Source organism: Stenotrophomonas sp. YJH_SMC_130 (genome assembly GCF_059369035.1).
On the sequence record NZ_JCAFSH010000018.1, the window covers coordinates 1 to 20649 of the forward strand.

A 20649-nucleotide genomic window follows, 5' to 3' on the forward strand; every position below is an offset into this window, starting at 1 on the left:
CTGGACTGGAGCGCACTGTGGTTGTCGCTGAAGGTGGCCGGCTGGGCCACCGCGATCAATCTGGTGCTGGGCGTGGCACTGGGCGCTCTGCTGGCGCGTCGGCGCTTTCCTGGCCGTGAGCTGCTGGATTCGCTGCTGACCTTGCCGATGGTGCTGCCACCGACGGTGCTGGGGTACTACCTGTTGGTGCTGATCGGCCGCAATGGCCCGGTCGGCGCGTGGCTGCAGTCGTGGTTCGGCATCAACCTGGTGTTCACCTGGCAGGCTGCAGTGATCGCGGCGGCGGTGGCTTCGCTTCCGCTGGTGTTCAAGCCGGCACGCGCGGCGTTCGAGGAAGTGGACAGGCAGTTGGAACAAGCCGCACGCACGCTGGGTGTGTCCGAAGTGGCGGTGTTTTTCCGCATCACGCTGCCACTGGCGTGGCGCGGCATCCTCGCCGGCCTGCTGCTGGCGTTTGCGCGCGCGATGGGCGAATTCGGCGCGACGCTGATGGTGGCCGGCAGCATTCCGGGCCGGACGCAGACGTTGTCGATCGCCATCTACGAGGCGGTACAGGCCGGCCAGGACGGCAAGGCCAATGCGCTGGTGATCCTGACCTCGGTGGTCTGCATCGTGATCCTGTTGCTGGCCGCGCGGTTGGTGGGCGGACGTCGCCGGGAGCTGCGTGATGTGGCTTGACCTGCAGGTGCAGCGCCGCCTGCAGGCGGCCGGCCAGGATTTCGTGTTGGACGTATCGCTGCAGTGCACGCAGCGGCAGGTGGTGCTGTTCGGCCCCTCGGGCGCGGGCAAGAGCCTGACCCTGAAGGCGGTGGCCGGGCTGCTGCGGCCCGGGCAGGGACATGTGCGCGTGCAGGGGCAGACCCTGTTCGATGCGGCCACCGGCGTGGATCTGCCGCCGCAGCGCCGCCAGCTGGGCTATGTGTTTCAGGATTACGCGTTGTTCCCGCACCTGAGCGTGCGCCAGAACGTGGCGTTCGGGCTGGAGAAGGGGTGGTTGAATCCACGGAACCGCCAGCGCTTCGATGCGGTGGAGCAGTGGTTGCAGGCCTTCCGCATCGACACGGTGGGGGATCTGCTGCCATCACAGATTTCCGGCGGGCAGCGCCAGCGCACCGCACTGGCGCGGGCGCTGGTGACGCAACCGCAGGCGCTGCTGCTGGACGAGCCGTTTTCCGCGCTGGACCACGACCTGCGCCAGCATCTGCGCCAGGAGTTGGAGGCAGTGCTGGACAAGACCGGGATCCCGTTGTTGTTGATCAGCCACGACCCTCAGGACATCCGCTTCTTCGGGCAGCAGGTAGTGCATATGGAGTCGGGCCAGGTGGTACACGGAAAGGAAGTCAGTGTAGATCCGGACAGTAATGTCCGAATGGTCCAGCCGGCAGCCCAGGCTTATCCACTCTTGCCGCCTTGCAACCTCTCGGTAGAGGCCTTTACACCCAACGCTTCCACGTGCCTTCCCCTGTCCGTCAATGCGCATGCAGGGTTTGGGGAAAGGTGTCGGGACGAACAGTGAATCCAGTTCCCTCAAGTGCACCTTACTCCTGCAACTGGTGCTTCCCAAGTGGCTCAATTGACATGATCATTCCGTCAACAAGCGAAAGCTCTCCCCAGGCTACCGGCCTGCACACCTGCCTGACCATCGTGGGAAGAGTGCAGCCATGTCGCTGACCACAAGCCCCTACTGTGGCGCGGGGCGTTACGGCAGTCCCATTGACGAGCAAGAGGTCGACATGAGGAACGTACGCCAGGACGTCGAAATGAGGATGCGGCGCCAACCGACGATGTGGGACATTGCGTTTGCGGTCAAAGGCACGATTCTTCCGAAGATCGCGAGGCATCTGATGCTGATCGCGTTGATCAGCATCATCGCCATTCTTGCGTCGCTTGAGCACCCGGGCATCTTCGCCCGGTTCGGCTCCGTCCCGTTCACGCTGATTGGCATCGCGCTGTCGGTGTTCATGAGCTTCCGCAACAATGCCTGCTATTCCCGATGGTGGGAAGCAAGGCATCTATGGGGAGAACTGATCATCGCCTGTAGATCGCTGGCACGGCAGACGGCGGCCTTAGCCCCTGAGGATCGAACGCAGATCATTCATGGCCTCTGTGGATTCACGGCAGGCCTGACGGCCAGGCTGCGGAGAAACAGCGAGGCCGACGCAATCAGCCTTTGGTGCAATATCGGAGCCGCCGCAAAGGGTCCCAATCCAACAAATGCGGTCCTTGAAAGTATCGGAAATCGATGCCTGCAACTCGTCAGGAGCGGCAAGATCGACTCGATCCAGTACTCTGTCCTTGACGGCCAACTCAGCACGCTAGCTCTTATCCAAGGGGGCTGCGAGCGCATCCTCAATACCCCGGTGCCGTTCTCATACTCATTGCTCCTGCACCGCACTGCCATCGTGTTCTGCACCATGCTGCCGTTCGCACTGGCTGGGTCACTCGGCTGGTGGACGCTATTGCCAGTGTTGATAGTGGCCTACACGTTTTTTGGTCTTGATGCACTCGGGCACCAGCTGGAAGAACCCTTCAGCCTTGCACCCAACGCGCTCCCACTGTATTCGCTGCGGCAGATAGTTGAGCGCGAGATGATGTCGATCCTGGAGCTCGCCAACACCGACGCCGGCAGCGCAAGCGGTGGCGAGGAACTTGCCAGCGAGCGGGCAGAACGATCACTGAGATGAGGCGACGAAAGTGGCAGGCCCCGTGGCACGTCTCCGATTGAAATCACACAGCGTTTAACGCAGCACATACAGAACCGAGGGAAATATGACGCCCAAGAGCGCCATTCATGCAGCCGAAGAGCACGCCGGTGGCGATGTCGCTTGGCCGGATCTTTCAGATTCGTCGATCCTGATCGTCGACGACGAGCCAGGTATGCGCAGTTTTCTGGTGCGTGCCCTGCGGCCAAGATGCAAGGCTGTGGAAGCGGCTGCAGACACTGAAGAAGCCGAGAAGCATCTGGCCGAGCGCCACTTCGACATAGTCGTTGTCGACAACGTGATGCCTGGGAAGAGTGGGATCGTCTGGTTGGAGGAGCAGCGCCGGGAGGGTACGTCGGCTGACTTCATTCTGATCACCGCCTACGCGGACCTGGACTCGGCCATCGGTGCGATCCGCGCAGGCGCCGCTGACTTCCTACTCAAGCCATTCCGAACCAGCCAGCTGCTGGCGGCCCTGTCTCGCTGTCTGGAGCGCGGTCGGCTGCAGCGCGAAAATGCTGTTCTACGCCACGAACTGCATGGATCGGGCGCGCCTTCACCACTGCGCGACAAGCTCACCGGCAGCTCGCGAGTGATCCAAGCCACTCGCGACCTGATCGCAAAAGTGGCGCCCTTGCCCAGCAGTGTTTTGTTCACTGGAGAGTCCGGCGTGGGCAAGGAGGTGGCGGCACGATCGTTGCATTCGCTCTCCACGCGCGCCTCCAACCCCTTTATTCCTATCAACTGCGCAGCGATCCCGGCCGAGCTGATCGACAGTGAACTGTTCGGCCATCTGAAGGGGGCGTTCAACTGGGCGCAAGCATCACGCCAAGGCCTGGTGTCATATGCCCAAGGCGGGACGCTGTTCTTCGATGAGGTCGCCGACCTGCCACTGGCGTTCCAAGGCAAGCTTCTGCGCATGCTCGAGGATAGGCGGATACGCCCGGTCGGCGCAGAGCGCGAGACTCCCATCGACGTCCGTTTCGTCTTCGCGACCAACAAGAATCTGGTCTCGGCAGTGAAGGACGGCACCTTCCGGTCCGATCTCTTCTATCGGATCAATGTCCTGGAGGTGCAGATACCACGCCTGCACGACCGGGGGACGGACGTACTGGAACTAGCGGCCGGATTCATGCGCGAACTGGGGCTGCAGCTTGGTCTACATCCCATTCCGTTCGATGAACGAACCCGTGCCTATCTCCAGCACTACTCTTGGCCGGGCAATGTCCGCGAACTGCACAACTACGTGGAGCGCAGCCTGATCCTGGGCCATTTTCCGTCGCATCTTGAACGGCTCGAATCTCTGTCTGATCCGCGCAGTCGACTTCTGTCCGAGGTCGAGCGTCGGCACATCCTGGCGGTACTACGCGAAACGGGTGGAGATCGCGAACAGGCAGCCGGCATTCTGGGGATTTCGCGGAAGACCATCGACCGCAAATGTTCCAGCTGGAACGTATCAGCTTAGGGAACCGCAATGAAACGAGTGCGCTCCGTCCGCCATCGCCTGCTACTGATCGCGATCCTTCCGATGGTCGTGATCCTGCCAATGATCGTTGGCGTGCTCATCTATAAGTGGGACAAGCGTTTCGATGAACTGCTGTCCTCCAAGGTCGGCAGTGATCTGAAGATTGCTGGGCAGTACATGAACCAGTTGCTGATCAATGACCGTGCATCACTTGCTGCCATCGCTGACTCGGAGAGCTTTCATAGCGCAGTTGGTGGTGACAGGGACGCTCTCAGCACATTGCTTGCATCGAAAGCCCGTCCAGGTGCATTGGACTTCATCGCGCTGCTTGATCGAGATGGCCATCTCCTGGCCAGCAGCGAACCGTCATCGCAGAAGGCCGTGTTGCTCAAGTGGCCAGTGATTGAGAAGGCCTTCAACGGCGTCTCCGACGTGCAGGTAGGCGTAGTGCAAGAGGATGACCTGCGAGCGCTCTCGCCCCAGTTGGCGGCGCGTGCCGAGATAGTCCGTCTGCCAGAGCCGGGAGAGCAGGCGCCGCCGAGCACATATGAACGGCGCGCACTGATGATCCAGGCTGCTACTCCAGTGAACTTGCCCGGCCAGCAGCCAGGAGTGCTGGTCGCGGGCACGCTGCTGAACCACAACACGCACTTCATCGACCAGATCACGGACTTGATCTATCGCGACAACGGCATGCGCACCGGAAGTGCCGGTATCGCGTCCCTTTTCCTTGGCGATACCCGCATCAGCACGAATGCCAAGCTGCCCGGCGGGCGCCCAGCGTCCGGCACAAGAGCGTCAGCGGAAGTGGCCGCAGCGGTTCTTGGTCAAGGCAAGACGTGGTTGGCAAAGGCCTTCGTGGTCAATGACTGGTATGTGTCAGGCTATATGCCGATTCGGGACGGTGAGGGTGTGCCGGTCGGCATGCTCTTCGTTGGGTTTTCGGACGAGCCATTCGCTACCGCGCGACGGAACGCCATCGGAATGATCGTCCTCGGTTGCCTGCTGGTTGCGGCAATTACCGTCCCTCTGTTTCTGTATATCGCCCGTGGCGTGTTTCGTCCGCTGGAAAAGATGGACGCAGCCATTGCGCGGGTCAACGCCGGCGATCGCAACGCCCGCGCAGGCGCGCGTGGTTCCAACGACGAGATCGGGCGACTGGCATCGCAGCTGGACCAGATGCTCAACCAGCTGCAGGACAACGAGCGGCAGCTGGTGGCCTGGAACGAGGAGCTCAACACGCGGGTAGAGGAGCGGACGGCGGGACTGCTGCTTGCCAACCGTCAGTTGGAGGAAGCAACGCAGCACCTGATTGTGAAAGAGAAGTTGGCAACTATTGGCGAGATCGCCGCAGGTGTCGCACATGAGATCAACAATCCGCTCGCAGTGATGCAGGGAAATCTGGAGCTCCTGCGTGAAGCCGTGCTCCAGGATTTCGGACCAGGCGGCAAGGACGAGTTTGACCTCATCGAGGATCAGATCCAGCGTATCAGTACGATCGTGTCCAAGCTGCTTCAGTTCTCAAAACCCAGCGAGCACGCAGCGGGATACGAGCTGTTGGAACCTTCATCCCTGCTGCTGGAAACGCTACCGCTGGTACAGCACCTGACCAAACGCCAGCCCGTCATGATCGAGAAGAGGTTTCATTCCACCCGACTCATCAGGGCCAACAGAGGGGAAATCCAGCAGATCCTGGTGAACATCATGATCAATGCACTCCATGCCATGCCGGGCGGCGGTGTCCTGGGACTAGCCACCGAGGACACGGATGACATCCACGGTGCACCTGGAGTGGCGCTGCGGATCTCCGACGCCGGCGGCGGCATCCCGCAGGACATCCTGGAGCGGATCTTCGAGCCCTTCTTCACGACCAAGCACCATCAGGGCACCGGGCTCGGCCTTTCGATCAGCCAGATGTTGGCGTCGCGGCATAGAGGAAACCTCTCTGTGGCGAGTACGGGGCCAGCCGGGACCGTCGTTGAACTGTGGATGCCAGAGGCGGCCGAGGACCGTCCCAGCGCGTTGAATTCCTCAAATGACATGAACGAATGGAGGTTGGAGTGAGCAGTCCATACGAAACACTGGGTGTTGCCAGTGACGCCACGACGGATCAGATCAAGAAGGCGTACCGGAGGCTGGCCAGGAAGCTGCATCCCGACCTGAACCCAGGCGACAAGGCCGCGGAAGAAAAGTTCAAGGATGTCGCCAATGCTTACAGGCTGCTCATCGATCCGGAGAAGCGGGCGCTGTTTGACCAAGGGGCGATCGACGAAACCGGAGCGGAGCGCCCGCGCCGCGAGTACTACCGCGACTATGCCCAGGCCGATGCCGGCTATGGCGACGGCGGCTTTGGTGGCTACGCGGACTTTGCCGAAGCCGGTGATCCGTTCGCCGAGTTCTTCCGCCGCACGTCGAATGCCCGTGCAAACCGCCGTGGCCAGGACCTCCGCTATCACCTCGAAATCAGCCTGGCGCGCGCCATCGAGGGAGGCGCTGAGCGCGTGGTCCTGGGCGATGGCGGCACCCTGGATGTGAACATTCCACCGGGCGTCACCCAGGGGCAAACACTCCGCCTCCGAGGCAAGGGCGCAAAGGGTGCTGGTACGGGGGGAGACGGCGATGCCTTCATAGAGCTGGAGATTGCACCAGACCCACGCTTCCTTGCCGAGGGCGACTCGCTCACGATTGATGTGCCCATCTCCTTGAAGGAAGCCGTGTTGGGCGCACGCATTACCGTGCCGACACCAACCGGTCACGCCGAGGTGGGCGTGCCGGCTGGCTCAGATGGCAACACCCGGCTTCGGCTGAAAGGGCAGGGCATGCCACTACGCTCCGGTGGCCGAGGCGATGAGTTCGTCCGATTGAAGATTGTTCTACAGAAGCCTATGGACGCGGAGCTGGCCCAGTTCGTGAAGACCTGGGAGTCGGGCGCGTCCTTCAATCCGCGGGAAGGAGGTGCAGCATGAGCGCATTGAATGAGGTTGTCAGTGTTCAGGATATCCTCGACCAGGCCGGCGTCGAGGAGGCTGTGCTGAGCCATTGGGTCCAGCTGGAGTGGATCTCTCCACAGCAGGGTGAGGATGGGCTGGTCTACACGCGTGTCGATCTCAGTAGAGCACTTTTGGTTCGCGACCTTATATTTGAAATGGAGGTCAATGAGGCAGGGGTGGACGTTGCGCTTCAACTGATCGAGCAGGTGCATGGATTGCGGCGGGTGCTGCTGGCCATGCGTGATCGGTGACCCACTCCAGGAGCGTTCAATGAGCTACGCGACGCCGCAATCCCCCGAACCGCAACCGATCGATGCACCACTGTCGATCGCTGCATCCTTCCTTGTTCTTACCATTGAGCGGGACGCCTCGTCCCTATCTACCGTTCGAACGGTCCTGGGCAGCCTGGACGATCTGATCAAGAACGTGCTCGTCAGAGATGTGACCGGCACCTTTACCTGCAACGTCGGGATTGGCGCGAACGTATGGGGCTCGCTCCTTGGCACGGCTCCGCCTGCTGAGCTACGTCCGTTCAAGGAGATCCGAGGCGCAGCGCATGCGGCAGTCTCCACGCCAGGCGATCTCCTGTTCCATATCCGCGCCAAGTCGATGGATCTGATTGTCGCGTTCCAGCAGATGCTCTTCGAGGGCTTGGATGGGGCAGTTGCAGGGCAGGACGAAGTCAGTGGATTCAGATACTTCGATGGTCGCGATCTGCTGGAGTTTGTCGATGGCACTGCCAATCCAGTTGGTTGGGCGCTTCCCGAGGCGACCATCGTCGGAAGCGAAGATCCCGCGCACGCGGGTGGAAGCTACGTTGTCACACAGAAGTACCTTCACGATCTCAAGGCCTGGAAGGGCCTTAGTACTGAAGTCCAGGAGCAGATCATCGGTCGCAGAAAATTTACGAACACCGAGCTTCCAGACGCATCAGAGGCAGATCAGAAGTCGCACAAGACGCTGTGTACCATTACAAAGGATGGGATCGAACACGACATTCTGCGGGACAATATGCCTTTTGCAAGACCGTCACATGCCGAGTACGGGACCTACTTCATTGGCTATTCAAGACATCTCTGGGTGGTCGAGCAGATGCTTGAGCGAATGTTCATCGGCAACCCGCCGCCGCTTCACGACCGAATTCTTGATTTCTCAAGAGCCGTGACTGGCAACGTCTTCTTTGTTCCGTCCAGAAGCGCACTCGCGGCAATGGCAGGTTGATATGCAGACTACTGTCAACGCTTTATTGGATCCGTCATCTGTCGTAGGCGCAGTAGCGATTGGGGCGCTCATCGCGCTTCTCGCCACGATCATTGCCGCATTTCTCAGGAGGTCAGCTCGTCGTATCGGTGCACGGCTTACGGATGGGACCACGCTCCAGTTTGCAAGCGTACTGGGACAGTGGTTGATCTACCTGCTGGCCGTCGGCCTCTATGCGCACCTTATCCCCGAGCTCAGGACCCTCGGGTCGACGATGCTTGCGGGGGCGGGCATCCTTTCGGTTGTAGTTGGTCTGGCGGCGCAGGACACCCTCGGTAACCTGATTGCAGGATTCTCGCTTCTCATGTCAAAGGCGATGCGCGTGGGGGATACCGTCCGCGTGTATGCTCCCAATGGGGTCATCGAAGCCCGGGTGGAGGGCATCTCTCTTGGTTTCACAACCCTTCGGGATGCGCAAGGGAACGAGGTCGTAATTCCAAATGGTGTCGCCATGGCCAGCGCCATTGTTCGAGTTGCGCATCCAGGCTCTACGAAACCAAGTGACTGAATGAGGCGCCAGTGATGGACTATCCCCGCAATCGCGGTCCAATGACGCTGGAAAATGACCAGCAAGCCTCGTCGAATCTCCGCCAGGTCGCTGGCTGGACATCAAAGGGAGCCAGAATGTGATCAAGCTTTCGCATGCCAGGGCAAGCTTCTACCTGGCCGCCGGAGCAGGGGTTCTCGCCTGGGGTTGGGCAGTTCACTCTGCGCCGTATCTGGCCCTGGTGGTAGGCGTGGATGTTTTCTTTGTTGCCTATCTGGCACGGACACTGGCTTCCGTCCCCACGTACGACGCTGAACGGCTCCGACAGAACGCAGGCCACCGGGATGAGCCCCTGTGGATGGTGTTCATCATTACATTGGCAGCGGCAGCTCTGGCGGTGGGGTTGGTCATCTCCGTAAGCGGGAAGCAACACAAGCCTCTGGAACTGGGGTTGACCTTGGCGTCGCTGCCTCTCGCCTGGGCCACCATTCACGCAATGATGGCCTGGCACTACGCGCACATGTATTGGAGAAAATCCGATAAGAACTGCGAGAACGAAGGTGAGCAGGATGGCTACCACGCGGGATTGCTTTTCCCCGGGAACAAGCCGCCTGGAGCACGCGATTTTCTGTATTTCGCGTTCATCATCGGAGTGGCTGCACAGACGGCTGATGTCTCCATCTCTTCGTCGAAGATTCGAGCCGTGAGCCTGCTGCACTCGCTCGTGGCCTTCGCCTTCAATACCGTACTACTGGCTGCAGTCGTGAATGTCGTGGTGACGCTGGCGTAGCTTGATGGCCCGGCGGCTCTAGAGAACGGGCGACATCATGCCGATGGCATTCTGAAGAAGCCGCATATGGAAAGGCCAGGCCTCCACCGTCTCCAGTGCTACCTGCTCAGACACGCGTACGTAGCCTTCCTGCCGATTCGTGATGGCCGACGTTGCCAGTGGATCCATGATGAGGAGGTTGTTCTCGAAGTTGAGTTGCAGGCTACGACGATCCAGATTGGCGGATCCAACCAATGAGAATTGCCCATCTGCCGTCAGTGATTTGGTGTGAAGTAGCCCAAGCGGATACTCGTAGATGGATACGCCTGCCTGAAGCAAGTCACGGTAGGTACTGCGGCATGCGTTAGCCACCAATAGTGAGTTGTTGCGTTTCGGAAACACCATCGTGGTTCTTACACCCCTGCGCGGCGCAGCGCATAGTGCCCGTAGGAGGGCCTCGTCTGGAACGAAGTAGGGGGTGGTGATCAGCAGTTCGCGCCGTGCGGCGTACACCGCGCCGACAAATGAATCCGACATGGCGTCGCCAATTGTTGACGGACCGCAGCCATACATCTGGGCCACCGCACCTTGGGCAAAGAAGGCCGGCAAGGGGTGTTGAGACGGTAGCGACTCCAGCTCCTCCCCGGTTTCGGCCATCCAGGTGCTCAGAAACAGCCACTGTGCCTGTCTCACTACAGGGCCTTCGCATCGCAGGAAGATGTCTACCCAGGGAGCGAACTTTGCAAGCACCCTGAACTCAGGGTCCGCGCAGTTCTGACTGCCACAGAAGGCAATGGCATTGTCGATGACGACCAGCTTACGGTGATTGCGCAGGTCAAGTCGCCCCAGCGCCAGATGTCCTATGCGAGGGATGTCGTCCAGCGTTGCAAGCAAGCGAACTCCGGCCTCCCGCAGTTGTCGCCAGCGTCGGCTACGGATGAATGACCGTGACCCCAGAGAATCGACCATCACCCGGCATGCCACGCCTCGGAGAGCTGCTGCGGCAACGGCATCGGCAACTCTGCCACCATTGCCATCGTCCAGCCAGATGTAGAAGCTGATATGTACGTGATCACGCGACCCGGCAATATCGGAGATCAGTCTTTCGATGGCTGCATCGGAGTCGAGCATCGGCTCGTTCGGTGAAGCGGAAGGCGAGCCCAACAACTCGATCCTGTTGCCGCCGACCGGCCCCAGTCCATTGGTGGTCGCGCAGAGATTGGACAGTAATTGCGTGGCAGGGGGCAGCAGTGGCACCTGGGGTGTCGGGATGGTTCCAAGCATCCGTTCGGCCCGATGAAGGCGTGATATCCGACCGCGGCCAATGCTGGTTTCGCCCAGGAGGAGGTAGGCGATTGTGCCCAGCGCAGGAAGGGAAAGAACGACCGCCACCCAAGCGATTCTTGAGGCTGGAGTTCGGTCACGCCGGGTGATCGCGCGTGCCAGAACCGCGACCTGGAAGGCCAGCAACAGCCAGAAGATCGTGACTCCGAGTGGCTGCTGAAGCCATCGCAGGGTCTCTGGCATGGAGGTTCCTCAGGATTCCGACGTACCGAGTCTAAGAGCAATGCCTATCGCCAGTCACGCAATGGCCGGACATGCTACCTCCCTTCGCCGGGACGCCCTGAGTCATCCGCGGCCAGGGGTACATCCGGGTGTCGCCGGCCACCCTGGACAGAAAGTTGGCAGATCTCCATTTCGCCCTCCATGTCACGTATCCACCTCCAACCACGCAACAATCCGGAAGCGCTATCGTCACTGTCCGATGGAAGATGTACCTGGCGGCGCAGAGGATGAGCGGGTGACCGAGCTGAATGTCACGCATTCATCCATCATCCGGAGCAATCAATGAGCATCGAATCCATCCTGTACTCGGCCCAAGCCACTGCTGTTGGTGGTCGCGAAGGCCGCGCCACCTCGTCGGACAAGGTGCTGGACATCGCGCTGTCCACGCCGGCCGAACTGGGCGGCACCGGCGGCACCGGCACCAATCCGGAGCAACTGTTCGCCGCGGGCTACTCTGCGTGCTTCCTCGGAGCTCTCAAGCACGTGGCAGGCCAGGAGAAGATCACCATTGCTGACAACGCCTCGGTGACCGGTCGCGTCGGCATCGGTGCGGTCAGCACCGGCTTTGCCATCGACGTCGCACTGACCATTTCGCTGCCGGGCGTAGCCTCCGCGCAGGCGGAGGAGCTGGTGCGGAAGGCGCATGTCGTCTGCCCGTACTCGCATGCCACCCGCAACAACATCAACGTGGCGCTGATCATTGCCTGAAGACAGAAGCCGCAGCAGGCAATCTGGTCTGCTGCGGCCTGGCGCTCCGGCTACCGGTCCAGATCGCGCCAGTCATGCGGCGCGGCGGCCAGGAATGCATGGGCGGCGGTATAAAGTGCGGTTGCGCCGCCGGCGATGCATTCGGCACTGTACTCTCCCAGTACATGCAGGGTACCAACCGCCGGGCCATCGCAGCGATGACCGAGCAGCAGTACCGGCGCCCTCGCCAGTCTCGCCAGGCGCAGTGGGGCTGGCTCTGCGGTTTCACCGGGCCTGCACCACGGGTACGGGTCGAGCACGGTCACAACTGCAGCCCCGCGCCGCAGCATTCTCCAGGCCTCCCCGCCGCGAGGGGCGCGTCCGATATCCAGGCGATGCCCCTGTCGTTGCAGCGCCAGCAGCGTCCGGTGAATGGGTGAATCGTCGTGATGCATCGAATTGATGAAGTAATGTGCAGGCGCACCTGGGCGATCCAGCAGCGCGCCCACCGCCAGGTTGATATCACCGCTGGGCAGCAGACAGATCACACGTTGCCTTCCAGCGGATGCGGTCCATAGAGCGGCCGGGTCGCGCCAGGTCATTCCGCGCAGCACACACTGCAGGGCAGGGAACGGCAGCGATTGCAGTTGGCGCGCCCGGGCGATGTGCAGCCAGTGCCGTGCCCTGAAGCGGGTTGCCAATGCATGGGCAAGCGACGGCGCATGACCCAATTGCTCGAGGGTCCTGGCGGCACGGCGTTGCCGCACTGACGGAAGCAGCAACCCGAATAGCGCGAAGGCGGCTTCGGCGATGAAGACCTGGGCCGATGCAGGGAGCAATGGCAACAGGGCCGCGCCGATCCGGAGGCTCGCGCGATGGCACCCATGACGCGCTATCAGGCGTAGCGCCCACAGGCGTTCGCCATTGCGGACAGATGTCATCACGGGGTCCTCGTCTAGTGGAGACGCACAGCGTCTCCAGCTCGGCTCAGCTTCGATACCGGACAAGTTCGAAAGGCGGATAAATCTGTCTGGCGGGAAAATGCGTCATCCGCGGGCGCGTTTTTAGATCTTGTCCTACATCGGCCGCCGCCACGGCCCCTCATGCTGGCGTTCCCCCGGACTTCACGCCGAGCGCTCGCCGCCATTCAATGCCATGCCACCCGTCTCTCCTTCCATCGTAGAGTCGCTACGCCGCTTGCACCCCTGTGCAGGGACGGCACCTGCCGGGGCGGGAGAACTGCATGCACTCAGGCGCTACCCGAAGCGGCTCATGTTGGCATGTGGTGCGGTGCTGAGCCTGCTGTCATTGAGCGTACTGGTCACCCTCATCGTGGTCCAGGTGAACAGCTTCGAGGCGCGCCGAATCGCCGACTTCCGCCGCGCTCACGCTGCATTGCAGATCCAGCTGGCGCGGCAGGATGCAAGCCATGCGCGGCTGGCGAACATGGCCGAATATGCGTGGGATCACCACGTGCAGCTGGGCCGTATCCCTGCCGATGTCATGGCCAGCGCCTACCTGCAGGGCGGTCAGCGGCTGGTGGTGGCTGCTGACGAGTACAGCCGGCCACAGATGGCACTGGGGCTGGAGACCACGCAGTGGCGCCCGCAGGAACTGAAGCGCTACCTGCAGCTCAGCACAGCGGTGTCGCTGATCCAGCGCCTGACCCGCACCGCCGATGACGGCGAGCCGGCCAGTGCTTCGTACTTCTTCGACCCCAGCGGCCAGTATCTGTCCCTGGACAAGGGCCTGACCGAACGCGGCCTGATCGAGGCCCTTGCCGCAGGCTCGCGCAGCGAGGTCTTCGCGCATCTGCGTGCCCCAGCGCAGCTGTTGGTTCCTGCCTCCAGCCGGGACCAGGTGCCGCTGCTTGAGAGTGTCGCACGCAGCGACTCCCCGCAGCGCACGTTTGGCCGCCACCCGCTCAACGGCGAACCGTCACTGGTGTCAGTCTTCCAGGCCAGTGCCGGCGGCGTTCCGATCGCAACGTTTGTGGCCTACGAGCCCATGTCGCGGCTGCAGGCGCTGCTCCGCCGCAACAGCCAAGGGCACATTTCGCTGTTGGATCGTGATGGCCTTCGGGTTCTGGCCAGCCAGGACACGGGCGCTGCAGGCAAGGCCGCGGCGCCCGACAGCGACTGGGTGTTGCTGGGTGACGCCACCCGCGCGCGCTTTCACAACGGCCGGTTCACTCTGGCATTGCCGGTGGCTGGTACACCTTGGACGTTGGTGGAAACCTACCAATGGACCGATATCCTGCGTGGCATCGCTCCCATGCTGTTGTCCGGTGGTGCACTCCTGGTTGCCGCGCTTGCGCTGCTGTGGGTGCTGCTGCTCTGGCTGCACCGGCGCATGTACACTCCGGCGTTGCGGCAGGTGAAGGCGATCTACGCCCGCGATGCGCGCCTGCGCCTGCTGCTGGACCACGTTCCGGTCGGCGTGGCGTTGCTGGATGCCCGGACCGGCGATGTGCAGGACTGGAATGGCCCGCTGCAGCGCATGGATCGCTTGACCGGCGCGCGCTTGCTGCCGCAGTTGCGCGCCGCTGCACTGCAGGCGGATCTCAGCGGGGGGGCGGTGACCCTCACGGGTGACCTCCGCTTCGCCGCCCAGTCACAGCAACGGTTTTTCCACCGGACGCAGGTGCATGGCGGTGGCCAGGCCTGGCCGGGAGGCGTGCTGCTGATGGTGGAGGACGTGAGCGAGGCCATGCACGCACTTCACGAAGAGCGGGAAAGGACTGCGCAGGCGGAGGCCCGTAGTCGTGCCAAATCGAATTTCGTTGCGGCGATGAGTCACGAGATCCGCACGCCACTGCACGGCATCATCGGCCACCTGGAGCTGCTGGCGCGGGCGCCACTTTCGGCCGAACCGCTCGAACGCGTGTTGCGCTTGCGGCAGTCGGCTGATTCGTTGATGGACATCATCACCGATGTGCTTGACCTGTCGCGCATCGAGTCCGGGCAATGGAGCCTGGTACCGGAGCGTTTCGCGCCAGGCTGCCTGCTGGAGCGCGTGGCGGTGCTCTACGCACCGGTCGCCCAGGCCAAGGGCCTGCAGCTGGATTGCGTGATTGCCGAGGATGTCGCCGCAAGCGTGGTCGCACCGATGGCCGCCGTCGAGCGCGTCCTGCGCAACCTTGCCAGCAATGCGCTGAAGTTCACCGCTTCCGGCCGGGTCCAGCTGGGTGTGTCGAGCTGGCGCGCGGACGGCCAGGCCTGGTTGCGATTTGATGCCACTGACTCGGGCATCGGCCTGAGCGCAGACGAATGCGAGCGACTGTTCCAGCCCTTCGTGCAGGCCGATGCCAGCATTCTGGTCCGCTTTGGCGGTTCCGGGCTGGGGCTGGCACTGTGCCAGCAGCTGTGCGAACGCATGGGAGGGCGCATACAGGTGCAGAGCACGCCCGGGGTGGGCAGCCGCTTCCTGTTCGATGTGCCGCTGGTACCGGCACCGGCCTCCCCCGTGGCGGTGCCGCTTGCCGGTCGATGTGTCGGATTGGTTGCCGCGCCGGGGCCCTGGCGCCGTGAACTGGAGCGACGCCTCCAGAGGTGGGGCGCACAGGCCAGGCTGCCATCCGCGAACGACGATCACCAGCCTTGGGCAGACCTGCCGATGGAGGCGCCGATCGTGATGTTCGAGCCCAGTCCGGAGTCGCGCCAGCAGGTCCTGCATTCCGGCCGCGCCTGGGTGGAGGTCTGCCGCTATGGCCCCCTGCGCGCGCAACCCCATGAGGGAGGACACCGGGTTTCTTGTTATGCCAGTGAGGCATTGTGCCGGGTTTTGCTGGGTCCGGTCGCGGGCGGGATGTCGAATCGGCCACATACTGACGTAATCGGATAAATTGCATGGGTACCCATTTCAGGATCGTTGTGATGGCGGACTCTGACGCGACGTCTACGCCTGACCGGATCGCGACTGCCACACGGCTGGATGACCTGCGCCGGTTACGGCGCCGCCTGCTGTTTGGGGGAGGGGCCTTGATTACAGCCCTGGTGCTGCTGGCGACCGTCGTCAGCTCTTTCGCCGACGTCGAAGAGTTCCACGCGCGTGAGCGCCAGTCCTTCCTGGAAGCCCGCGCGGCGCTGGACTATTTCCTGTTCCAGCGTGACCGCGCATATGCCACCTCCATCAATGGCAACGATGTGCTCTGGCGCGACCAGCAGGCCCTGCTGCAGCAGGGTGGCATGCCGCTGGTCAAGCGTTTCCACAGCCAGGGCGAGGAAGTGGTGGTGCGTGCCGAAGGGCGTACCGCTGTACCCTGGCTGGTGCTGGGGTTGGCGGACAACCCGTTGCCGGATGCCGACCTCGCCGCTTACCTCGGCATGATCGACGTCTACTCGGCGTACACCGCCGACTCCATCACCTCGCAGGATGCACCCGGGCCGGTGGCGATGTATGCCTACGAGCCGCAGGGGCGCCTGTTGGCGGTATCCAACGTGCGCGACGAAGCGCAGCTGTTGCAGACGCTGGGCGTGGCGACGCGGCAGCAGGCCTTTGCCCGCCTGCTGCGCAACGAACCGGAGGTGCGCCGGCAGCCGCCGCGGCCCGGGCCGGTGAAGGCGGCTTCGCGCGAAGGACGCCTGATGTCGCGGTTTGCGGTCAACCCCCTCAACGGGCAACCCTCGCTGGTGGGCGTGGTGACCATGGCCGAAGGCACCACGCCTTACTTCCGGCGCGTGGTGTTCGAGTCGATCGACAACATCAAGTCGCGGTTGGAGGCGCGCGAGGAGGGGCGCTATCTGGTGGCGACCCAGGATCACCGCGTGGTCTTCAGCAGTGGCGGCCTGACCCGCAAAGAGCAGGGCGTGCTGCTGGGGGCGGTGGGCAGTGAGGTCGGCGCGCGGCCCGTGCGGCAATACACAGAGGGCCGCTTCATCCTCAGTTGCAACCTGCCGGGCGTGGACTGGACGCTGAGCCATGTCTATGACTGGACCGACGTGTGGGGTGCCCAGGGCCCGTACCTGCTGGCGCGCTGGCTCAGCGCGCTGCTGATCATCGGCCTGCTCTGGTGGCTGCTGCAGCGCATCGACCGCCGCGTGTTCACGCCCGCCCTGGCTGACGCCTCGCGGGTCTACGAAAGTGAGGCGTTGAGCCGGGCGATCATCGGCACCGCGCCCATCGGGCTGGCGCTGTTGGCCCGCGACAACGGCCAGCCTCTGCTGCAGAACGAGACGGCACGTGCGTTGGTCGGCCATGAACCGGACGACGGCGCTGCCGTCGCGCCGCTCTACGCCAGGCTTGCGGAACTGGGCCGGGGTGAAACAGGCGAGGATGCGCTGGAGCTTCAGTGGTCGCCCAGTGATACCGGCAGCACCACCCAGTTGCAGATCAGCCTGGCCAAGGCCAGCTACCACGACCAGGCCGTGTGGGTCTGCGCGCTGCGTGATGTCACCGCGCAGGTCGAGCTGGAGGAAAACCTGCGCCGTGCGCGCGAAGACTCCGAGGCTGCGCGGCAATCGGCAGAAGCGGCCAACCGGGCCAAGTCCGCCTTCGTGGCCACCATGAGCCACGAAATCCGCACGCCGCTCAATGGCGTCCTGGGCCACCTTGAGCTGCTGGGGCGTTCCTCCCTGCAGCCCACTCAGCGCGAGCGCCTGGAACGCATTCGCTTCTCCGCCGATGCCCTCATGCGCATCATCAGTGACGTGCTGGATTTCTCGAAGATAGAAGCCGGCCAGCTGGACGTGGAGGCGGCCCCGTTCGCGCTGCGGCCGTTGATTGAGGGTGTCGCCCTGCTGTATGCCCCCGAGGCACTGCGCAAGGGCGTGCGATTGTATTTCGCCGTTGAGGCGCCGCAGGCCGTCGACTGCATCGGTGATGCCCACCGCATCCGCCAGATTCTCAACAACCTGGTCAGCAATGCAGTGAAGTTCACTGCGTCAGGGCGCATCGCGCTGCGTGCCGAACTGGACGATGACGAGGGCAAGGGAAGCTGGCTGCGTGTCCAGGTGGTGGACTCGGGCATCGGCATGACCAAGGAGCAGGCTGCGCAGCTGTTCCAGCCGTTCCAGCAAGCCGATGCAAGTGTTTCGCGTCGTTACGGCGGCAGCGGCCTGGGCCTGGCGCTGTGCCAGCAGCTGGCACATGCGATGGGTGGCGACGTATCGGTTGAGAGCACGGTAGGCGTGGGCAGCAGCTTCACCCTGAGACTGCCCTTGCGCACGCAGGCCGCTGCGCTTCCAGCAACGCAGCCGCTGCAGGACATGCACATCACCGTACTGTCGTCTTCGCCGGAATGGCGTAGCGAAGTCGAGCGCCTGTTGCTGGGCTGGGGGGCGCACGTGCAGGTGCTCGGTCAGCCACAGCCGGACATCGATGGCGATGTGCTGGTGGTCGTGGGCGACCATCGGCCTTGGGAAGAGGCTGAAGAACATGACCTCGCAAGCTGCCATCAACGCTGGGTGTTCGCCCATGCACAGGGGCCGTTGATTCCAGAAAAACGCGCGGAGTTCACCAAGGTCACCTGCTATGCCAGCGAGGCGCTGCTGGCCGCCATCGGTGCACAGGAGGAGCGCGTGGCGAGTGCGCCGCCGCAGCAACCACCGGTTGCCGACAGGCGTGGGCGCGTGTTGCTGGCCGAAGACAACGCGGTCAACCGCGAGCTCATCCAGCAGCAGTTGGAGGAACTCGGGTTCGCCGTGGATACCGCCGAAGACGGGCAGGCCGCTTTGGCCCTGTGGCGAGACGACACCTACCTGGCCGTGCTGACCGACATCAACATGCCGGTAATGGACGGCTACGCATTGGCACGCGAACTGCGCGAGCGCGGGCAATCCCTGCCGATCCTGGCGATCACTGCCACCGCGCTGGCCAGCGAGCGCGAACGCTGCCTGGCTGCAGGCATCGACGACCTGCTGCTGAAGCCACTGAATCTGGATCGCCTCGAAGCTGGCCTGCTGAAGGCGCGGGCGCTGGCGGCACCGGTGCCGCCGCCAACGCCGCGGCCGATCTCTGCAGCCATCCGGGAACTGTTCGTCAAAACCGGCGACACGGACCTGCTCGCGATCAGCCAGGCCCGGGCCGAACAGGATGATCATCGCCTGCTGGATCGCGTGCATGCCTTCAAGGGGGTACTGCAGATGTTGGGCGAGGAGGCGTTGGCCGCGCGGTGTGGTGCCATCGAGCAGGCGCTGCGGGAAGGCCGCGGCGTACCTGCGGACGAGCTGGACGCCCTGCAGGCGGGTCTGCAGGCCTGCGTGGACAGCTATCGCCGTGGGCTGGCGCCTGCGCCATGAGCCCGCAGTTGGCGAATTCAGTCGTGGCCAGGCCCGGGTTCCAGGCCGAGGTCGGCGGCGAACGAGTACAGTTCTGCGTCGCGCTCGATGCCAAGCTTGCGCATGGCATTGACCTTCTGGGTGCTGACGGTCTGCTTCTTGAGATCGAGCTTCAGGGCGATCTCGTTGATGCTCAGCCCGCCGATGAACAACGCGACAACCTCGGTCTCCCGCGGCGACAGCTTGATCACGCGCCGCTGTTCCTTGCGTCGCAATTGCTCGAGCACCCCCGGCGAGTGGTAACGGCGTTGTGCGTAGACCGCCATTACCGCCGCCTGCACGTGCGAGAGATCGTCGGACTTGCTGACGATCCCGGCCACGCCGCTGGAGTCCAGCTTGTGGATCAGGCCGGGCTGGTCGAGGCCGGTCATGACCACGATGCGCAGCAGCGGAAACTGCCGCTGCAGCACCGCCAGCATGTCCAGGCCATCGCCATGGTTGCCGCCCGGCATGGCGTAGTCGGTCACCAGTACATCGCAGGGTTCGCGCTGCAGCAGCGCCATCAGCTCAGTGGAATCGGCCGCCGTGCCAACGCACTGGATGGCAGGTGCTTCATCAAGCGCGCTCTGCACGCCCAGGCGGATCACCGGGTGGTCGTCGGCAAGGGCAACACGAATGGCCAGCGAGTTCATCAAGACGGGATCCGTTGAGAGCAGGAAAGGGCAGGGGCACTGAGCATGGGTGCGGAACAGTTATGAAGAACAGCAAGGAAACAATGTCATGAACATCCGCGTCATCATCGCCGATGACCATCCTGTCATCCTCGCCGGCGTGCGCGAATCCCTCGCCTCGGTGGCAGGCATCGAGATCGTCGCCACTGCCGGAAATTCTACGTTATTGGTGGATATGCTGAGCAAGCTCTCCATCGATGTGGCGGTTACCGATTTTTCCATGCCTGGCGGCGAGTATGGCGATGGGGTCACCATGCTCGGCTTCCTGCGCAGGCGCTTCCCGAACATGCCACTGGTGGTGCTTACCAGCATATCAGGGGTGCAGGTTCTGGCTGGTATCGAGCGCGCCGGGGTGGCCTGCATCGTCGGCAAGCTCGACCCCATCGCCGAACTGACCACGGCCATCGAAGCCGCTGCCAGGGGCGAGCGCTACCTGTCCGGCAGCATCGCGCAGCAACTGGAGATGACCCGCGACGTGGCATTGACCAAGCGTGAGATCGAAGTTCTGAGGATGATCGCGCAGGGCATGACCCAGAAGGAGATTGCCGAGCAGCTCAAGCGCAGCCGGCAGACCGTCAGCACCCAGAAGAAGTCGGCCATGAGCAAGCTCGGCCTGAAGCGCACCAGCGAAATATTCGATTACGCGGTTGACCAGGGCCTGGTGTCTGCCTCGCAGGTGGCGCGCAAGGGGCCTGCAGGTGGTCGCTAGCAACGGTGGCGCAATCAGGCATTGTCCGATGGAATCGCCCCACCAGGTCACTATGGTTGAAGCTCC

General features: G+C 62.9%; 16 protein-coding genes and 1 pseudogene. 14 read left to right on the forward strand and 3 right to left on the reverse strand.

Annotation, left to right across the window (positions count from 1 at the left end):
• From modB to AC5P5V_RS15680, 10 genes and pseudogenes are all read left to right on the forward strand, one after another.
• On the forward strand, positions 1 to 678 hold a 678-nt coding region (gene modB, locus AC5P5V_RS15635; RefSeq protein ID WP_495215940.1), incomplete at its 5' end, for a molybdate ABC transporter permease subunit.
• Positions 668 to 1327 (forward strand): annotated as a pseudogene (locus AC5P5V_RS15640) (ATP-binding cassette domain-containing protein); the annotation flags it as partial. The gene modB and the pseudogene AC5P5V_RS15640, both read left to right, overlap by 11 nt.
• Positions 1328 to 1661: 334 nt before the next feature.
• Positions 1662 to 2684 (forward strand): bestrophin family protein, encoded by a 1023-nt coding sequence (locus tag AC5P5V_RS15645; protein ID WP_495215941.1) that lies wholly within the window; start codon positions 1662 to 1664, stop codon positions 2682 to 2684.
• Positions 2685 to 2769: 85 nt separating this feature from the next.
• Positions 2770 to 4167 (forward strand): sigma-54-dependent transcriptional regulator, encoded by a 1398-nt coding sequence (locus tag AC5P5V_RS15650; RefSeq protein ID WP_134967714.1) that lies wholly within the window; start codon positions 2770 to 2772, stop codon positions 4165 to 4167.
• Positions 4168 to 4176: 9 nt separating this feature from the next.
• On the forward strand, positions 4177 to 6231 hold the full coding sequence (locus AC5P5V_RS15655; RefSeq protein ID WP_134967713.1) for a sensor histidine kinase: 2055 nt from the start codon (positions 4177 to 4179) through the stop codon (positions 6229 to 6231).
• The gene (locus AC5P5V_RS15660) at positions 6228 to 7133 is read left to right on the forward strand and encodes a DnaJ C-terminal domain-containing protein (RefSeq protein ID WP_134967712.1); all 906 of its coding nucleotides are present in this window, start codon (positions 6228 to 6230) and stop codon (positions 7131 to 7133) included. The genes AC5P5V_RS15655 and AC5P5V_RS15660 overlap by 4 nt, the downstream gene beginning before the upstream one ends.
• Complete coding sequence (locus AC5P5V_RS15665) at positions 7130 to 7408, forward strand: chaperone modulator CbpM (RefSeq protein WP_134967711.1); 279 nt, start codon at positions 7130 to 7132, stop codon at positions 7406 to 7408. Before AC5P5V_RS15660 ends, AC5P5V_RS15665 begins: the two co-directional genes overlap by 4 nt.
• Before the next feature lie 19 nt (positions 7409 to 7427).
• Positions 7428 to 8378, forward strand: a complete 951-nt coding sequence (locus AC5P5V_RS15670; protein ID WP_134967710.1) for a Dyp-type peroxidase — start codon at positions 7428 to 7430, stop codon at positions 8376 to 8378.
• 1 nt (position 8379) lies between these two features.
• The gene (locus tag AC5P5V_RS15675; RefSeq protein ID WP_231352722.1) at positions 8380 to 8925 is read left to right on the forward strand and encodes a mechanosensitive ion channel family protein; all 546 of its coding nucleotides are present in this window, start codon (positions 8380 to 8382) and stop codon (positions 8923 to 8925) included.
• A gap of 118 nt (positions 8926 to 9043) precedes the next feature.
• Positions 9044 to 9694: a DUF1345 domain-containing protein gene (locus tag AC5P5V_RS15680; protein WP_181357837.1), complete on the forward strand. Its 651-nt coding sequence runs from the start codon at positions 9044 to 9046 to the stop codon at positions 9692 to 9694.
• An 18-nt stretch (positions 9695 to 9712) separates the two neighbouring features.
• Here the strand turns inward: AC5P5V_RS15680 and cls are convergent, their stop codons facing one another.
• Positions 9713 to 11200, reverse strand: coding sequence for a cardiolipin synthase (gene cls / locus AC5P5V_RS15685; RefSeq protein WP_134967707.1), 1488 nt, complete (start codon positions 11198 to 11200; stop codon positions 9713 to 9715).
• A 321-nt stretch (positions 11201 to 11521) separates the two neighbouring features.
• Here cls and AC5P5V_RS15690 point away from each other — a divergent pair, with 321 nt between their 5' ends.
• Positions 11522 to 11947, forward strand: coding sequence for an organic hydroperoxide resistance protein (locus tag AC5P5V_RS15690; RefSeq protein ID WP_134967706.1), 426 nt, complete (start codon positions 11522 to 11524; stop codon positions 11945 to 11947).
• A gap of 50 nt (positions 11948 to 11997) precedes the next feature.
• Here AC5P5V_RS15690 and AC5P5V_RS15695 read toward each other — a convergent pair whose 3' ends face one another.
• Positions 11998 to 12867 (reverse strand): hypothetical protein, encoded by an 870-nt coding sequence (locus AC5P5V_RS15695; protein WP_134967705.1) that lies wholly within the window; start codon positions 12865 to 12867, stop codon positions 11998 to 12000.
• 331 nt (positions 12868 to 13198) lie between these two features.
• Here AC5P5V_RS15695 and AC5P5V_RS15700 point away from each other — a divergent pair, with 331 nt between their 5' ends.
• Together AC5P5V_RS15700 and AC5P5V_RS15705 are read left to right on the forward strand one after the other, a co-directional pair.
• Positions 13199 to 15769, forward strand: coding sequence for an ATP-binding protein (locus tag AC5P5V_RS15700; protein WP_231352723.1), 2571 nt, complete (start codon positions 13199 to 13201; stop codon positions 15767 to 15769).
• A 137-nt stretch (positions 15770 to 15906) separates the two neighbouring features.
• The gene (locus AC5P5V_RS15705; protein ID WP_231352724.1) at positions 15907 to 19164 is read left to right on the forward strand and encodes a hybrid sensor histidine kinase/response regulator; all 3258 of its coding nucleotides are present in this window, start codon (positions 15907 to 15909) and stop codon (positions 19162 to 19164) included.
• Positions 19165 to 19181: 17 nt separating this feature from the next.
• Here the strand turns inward: AC5P5V_RS15705 and AC5P5V_RS15710 are convergent, their stop codons facing one another.
• A complete protein-coding gene (locus AC5P5V_RS15710) occupies positions 19182 to 19835 on the reverse strand; it encodes a response regulator (protein ID WP_134967704.1) in 654 nt (217 codons plus the stop codon).
• An 88-nt stretch (positions 19836 to 19923) separates the two neighbouring features.
• On the opposite strand from AC5P5V_RS15710, the gene AC5P5V_RS15715 reads away from it, so the two are divergent.
• Positions 19924 to 20583 (forward strand): LuxR C-terminal-related transcriptional regulator, encoded by a 660-nt coding sequence (locus AC5P5V_RS15715; protein WP_134967703.1) that lies wholly within the window; start codon positions 19924 to 19926, stop codon positions 20581 to 20583.
• The last annotated feature ends 66 nt before the right edge of the window (positions 20584 to 20649 follow it).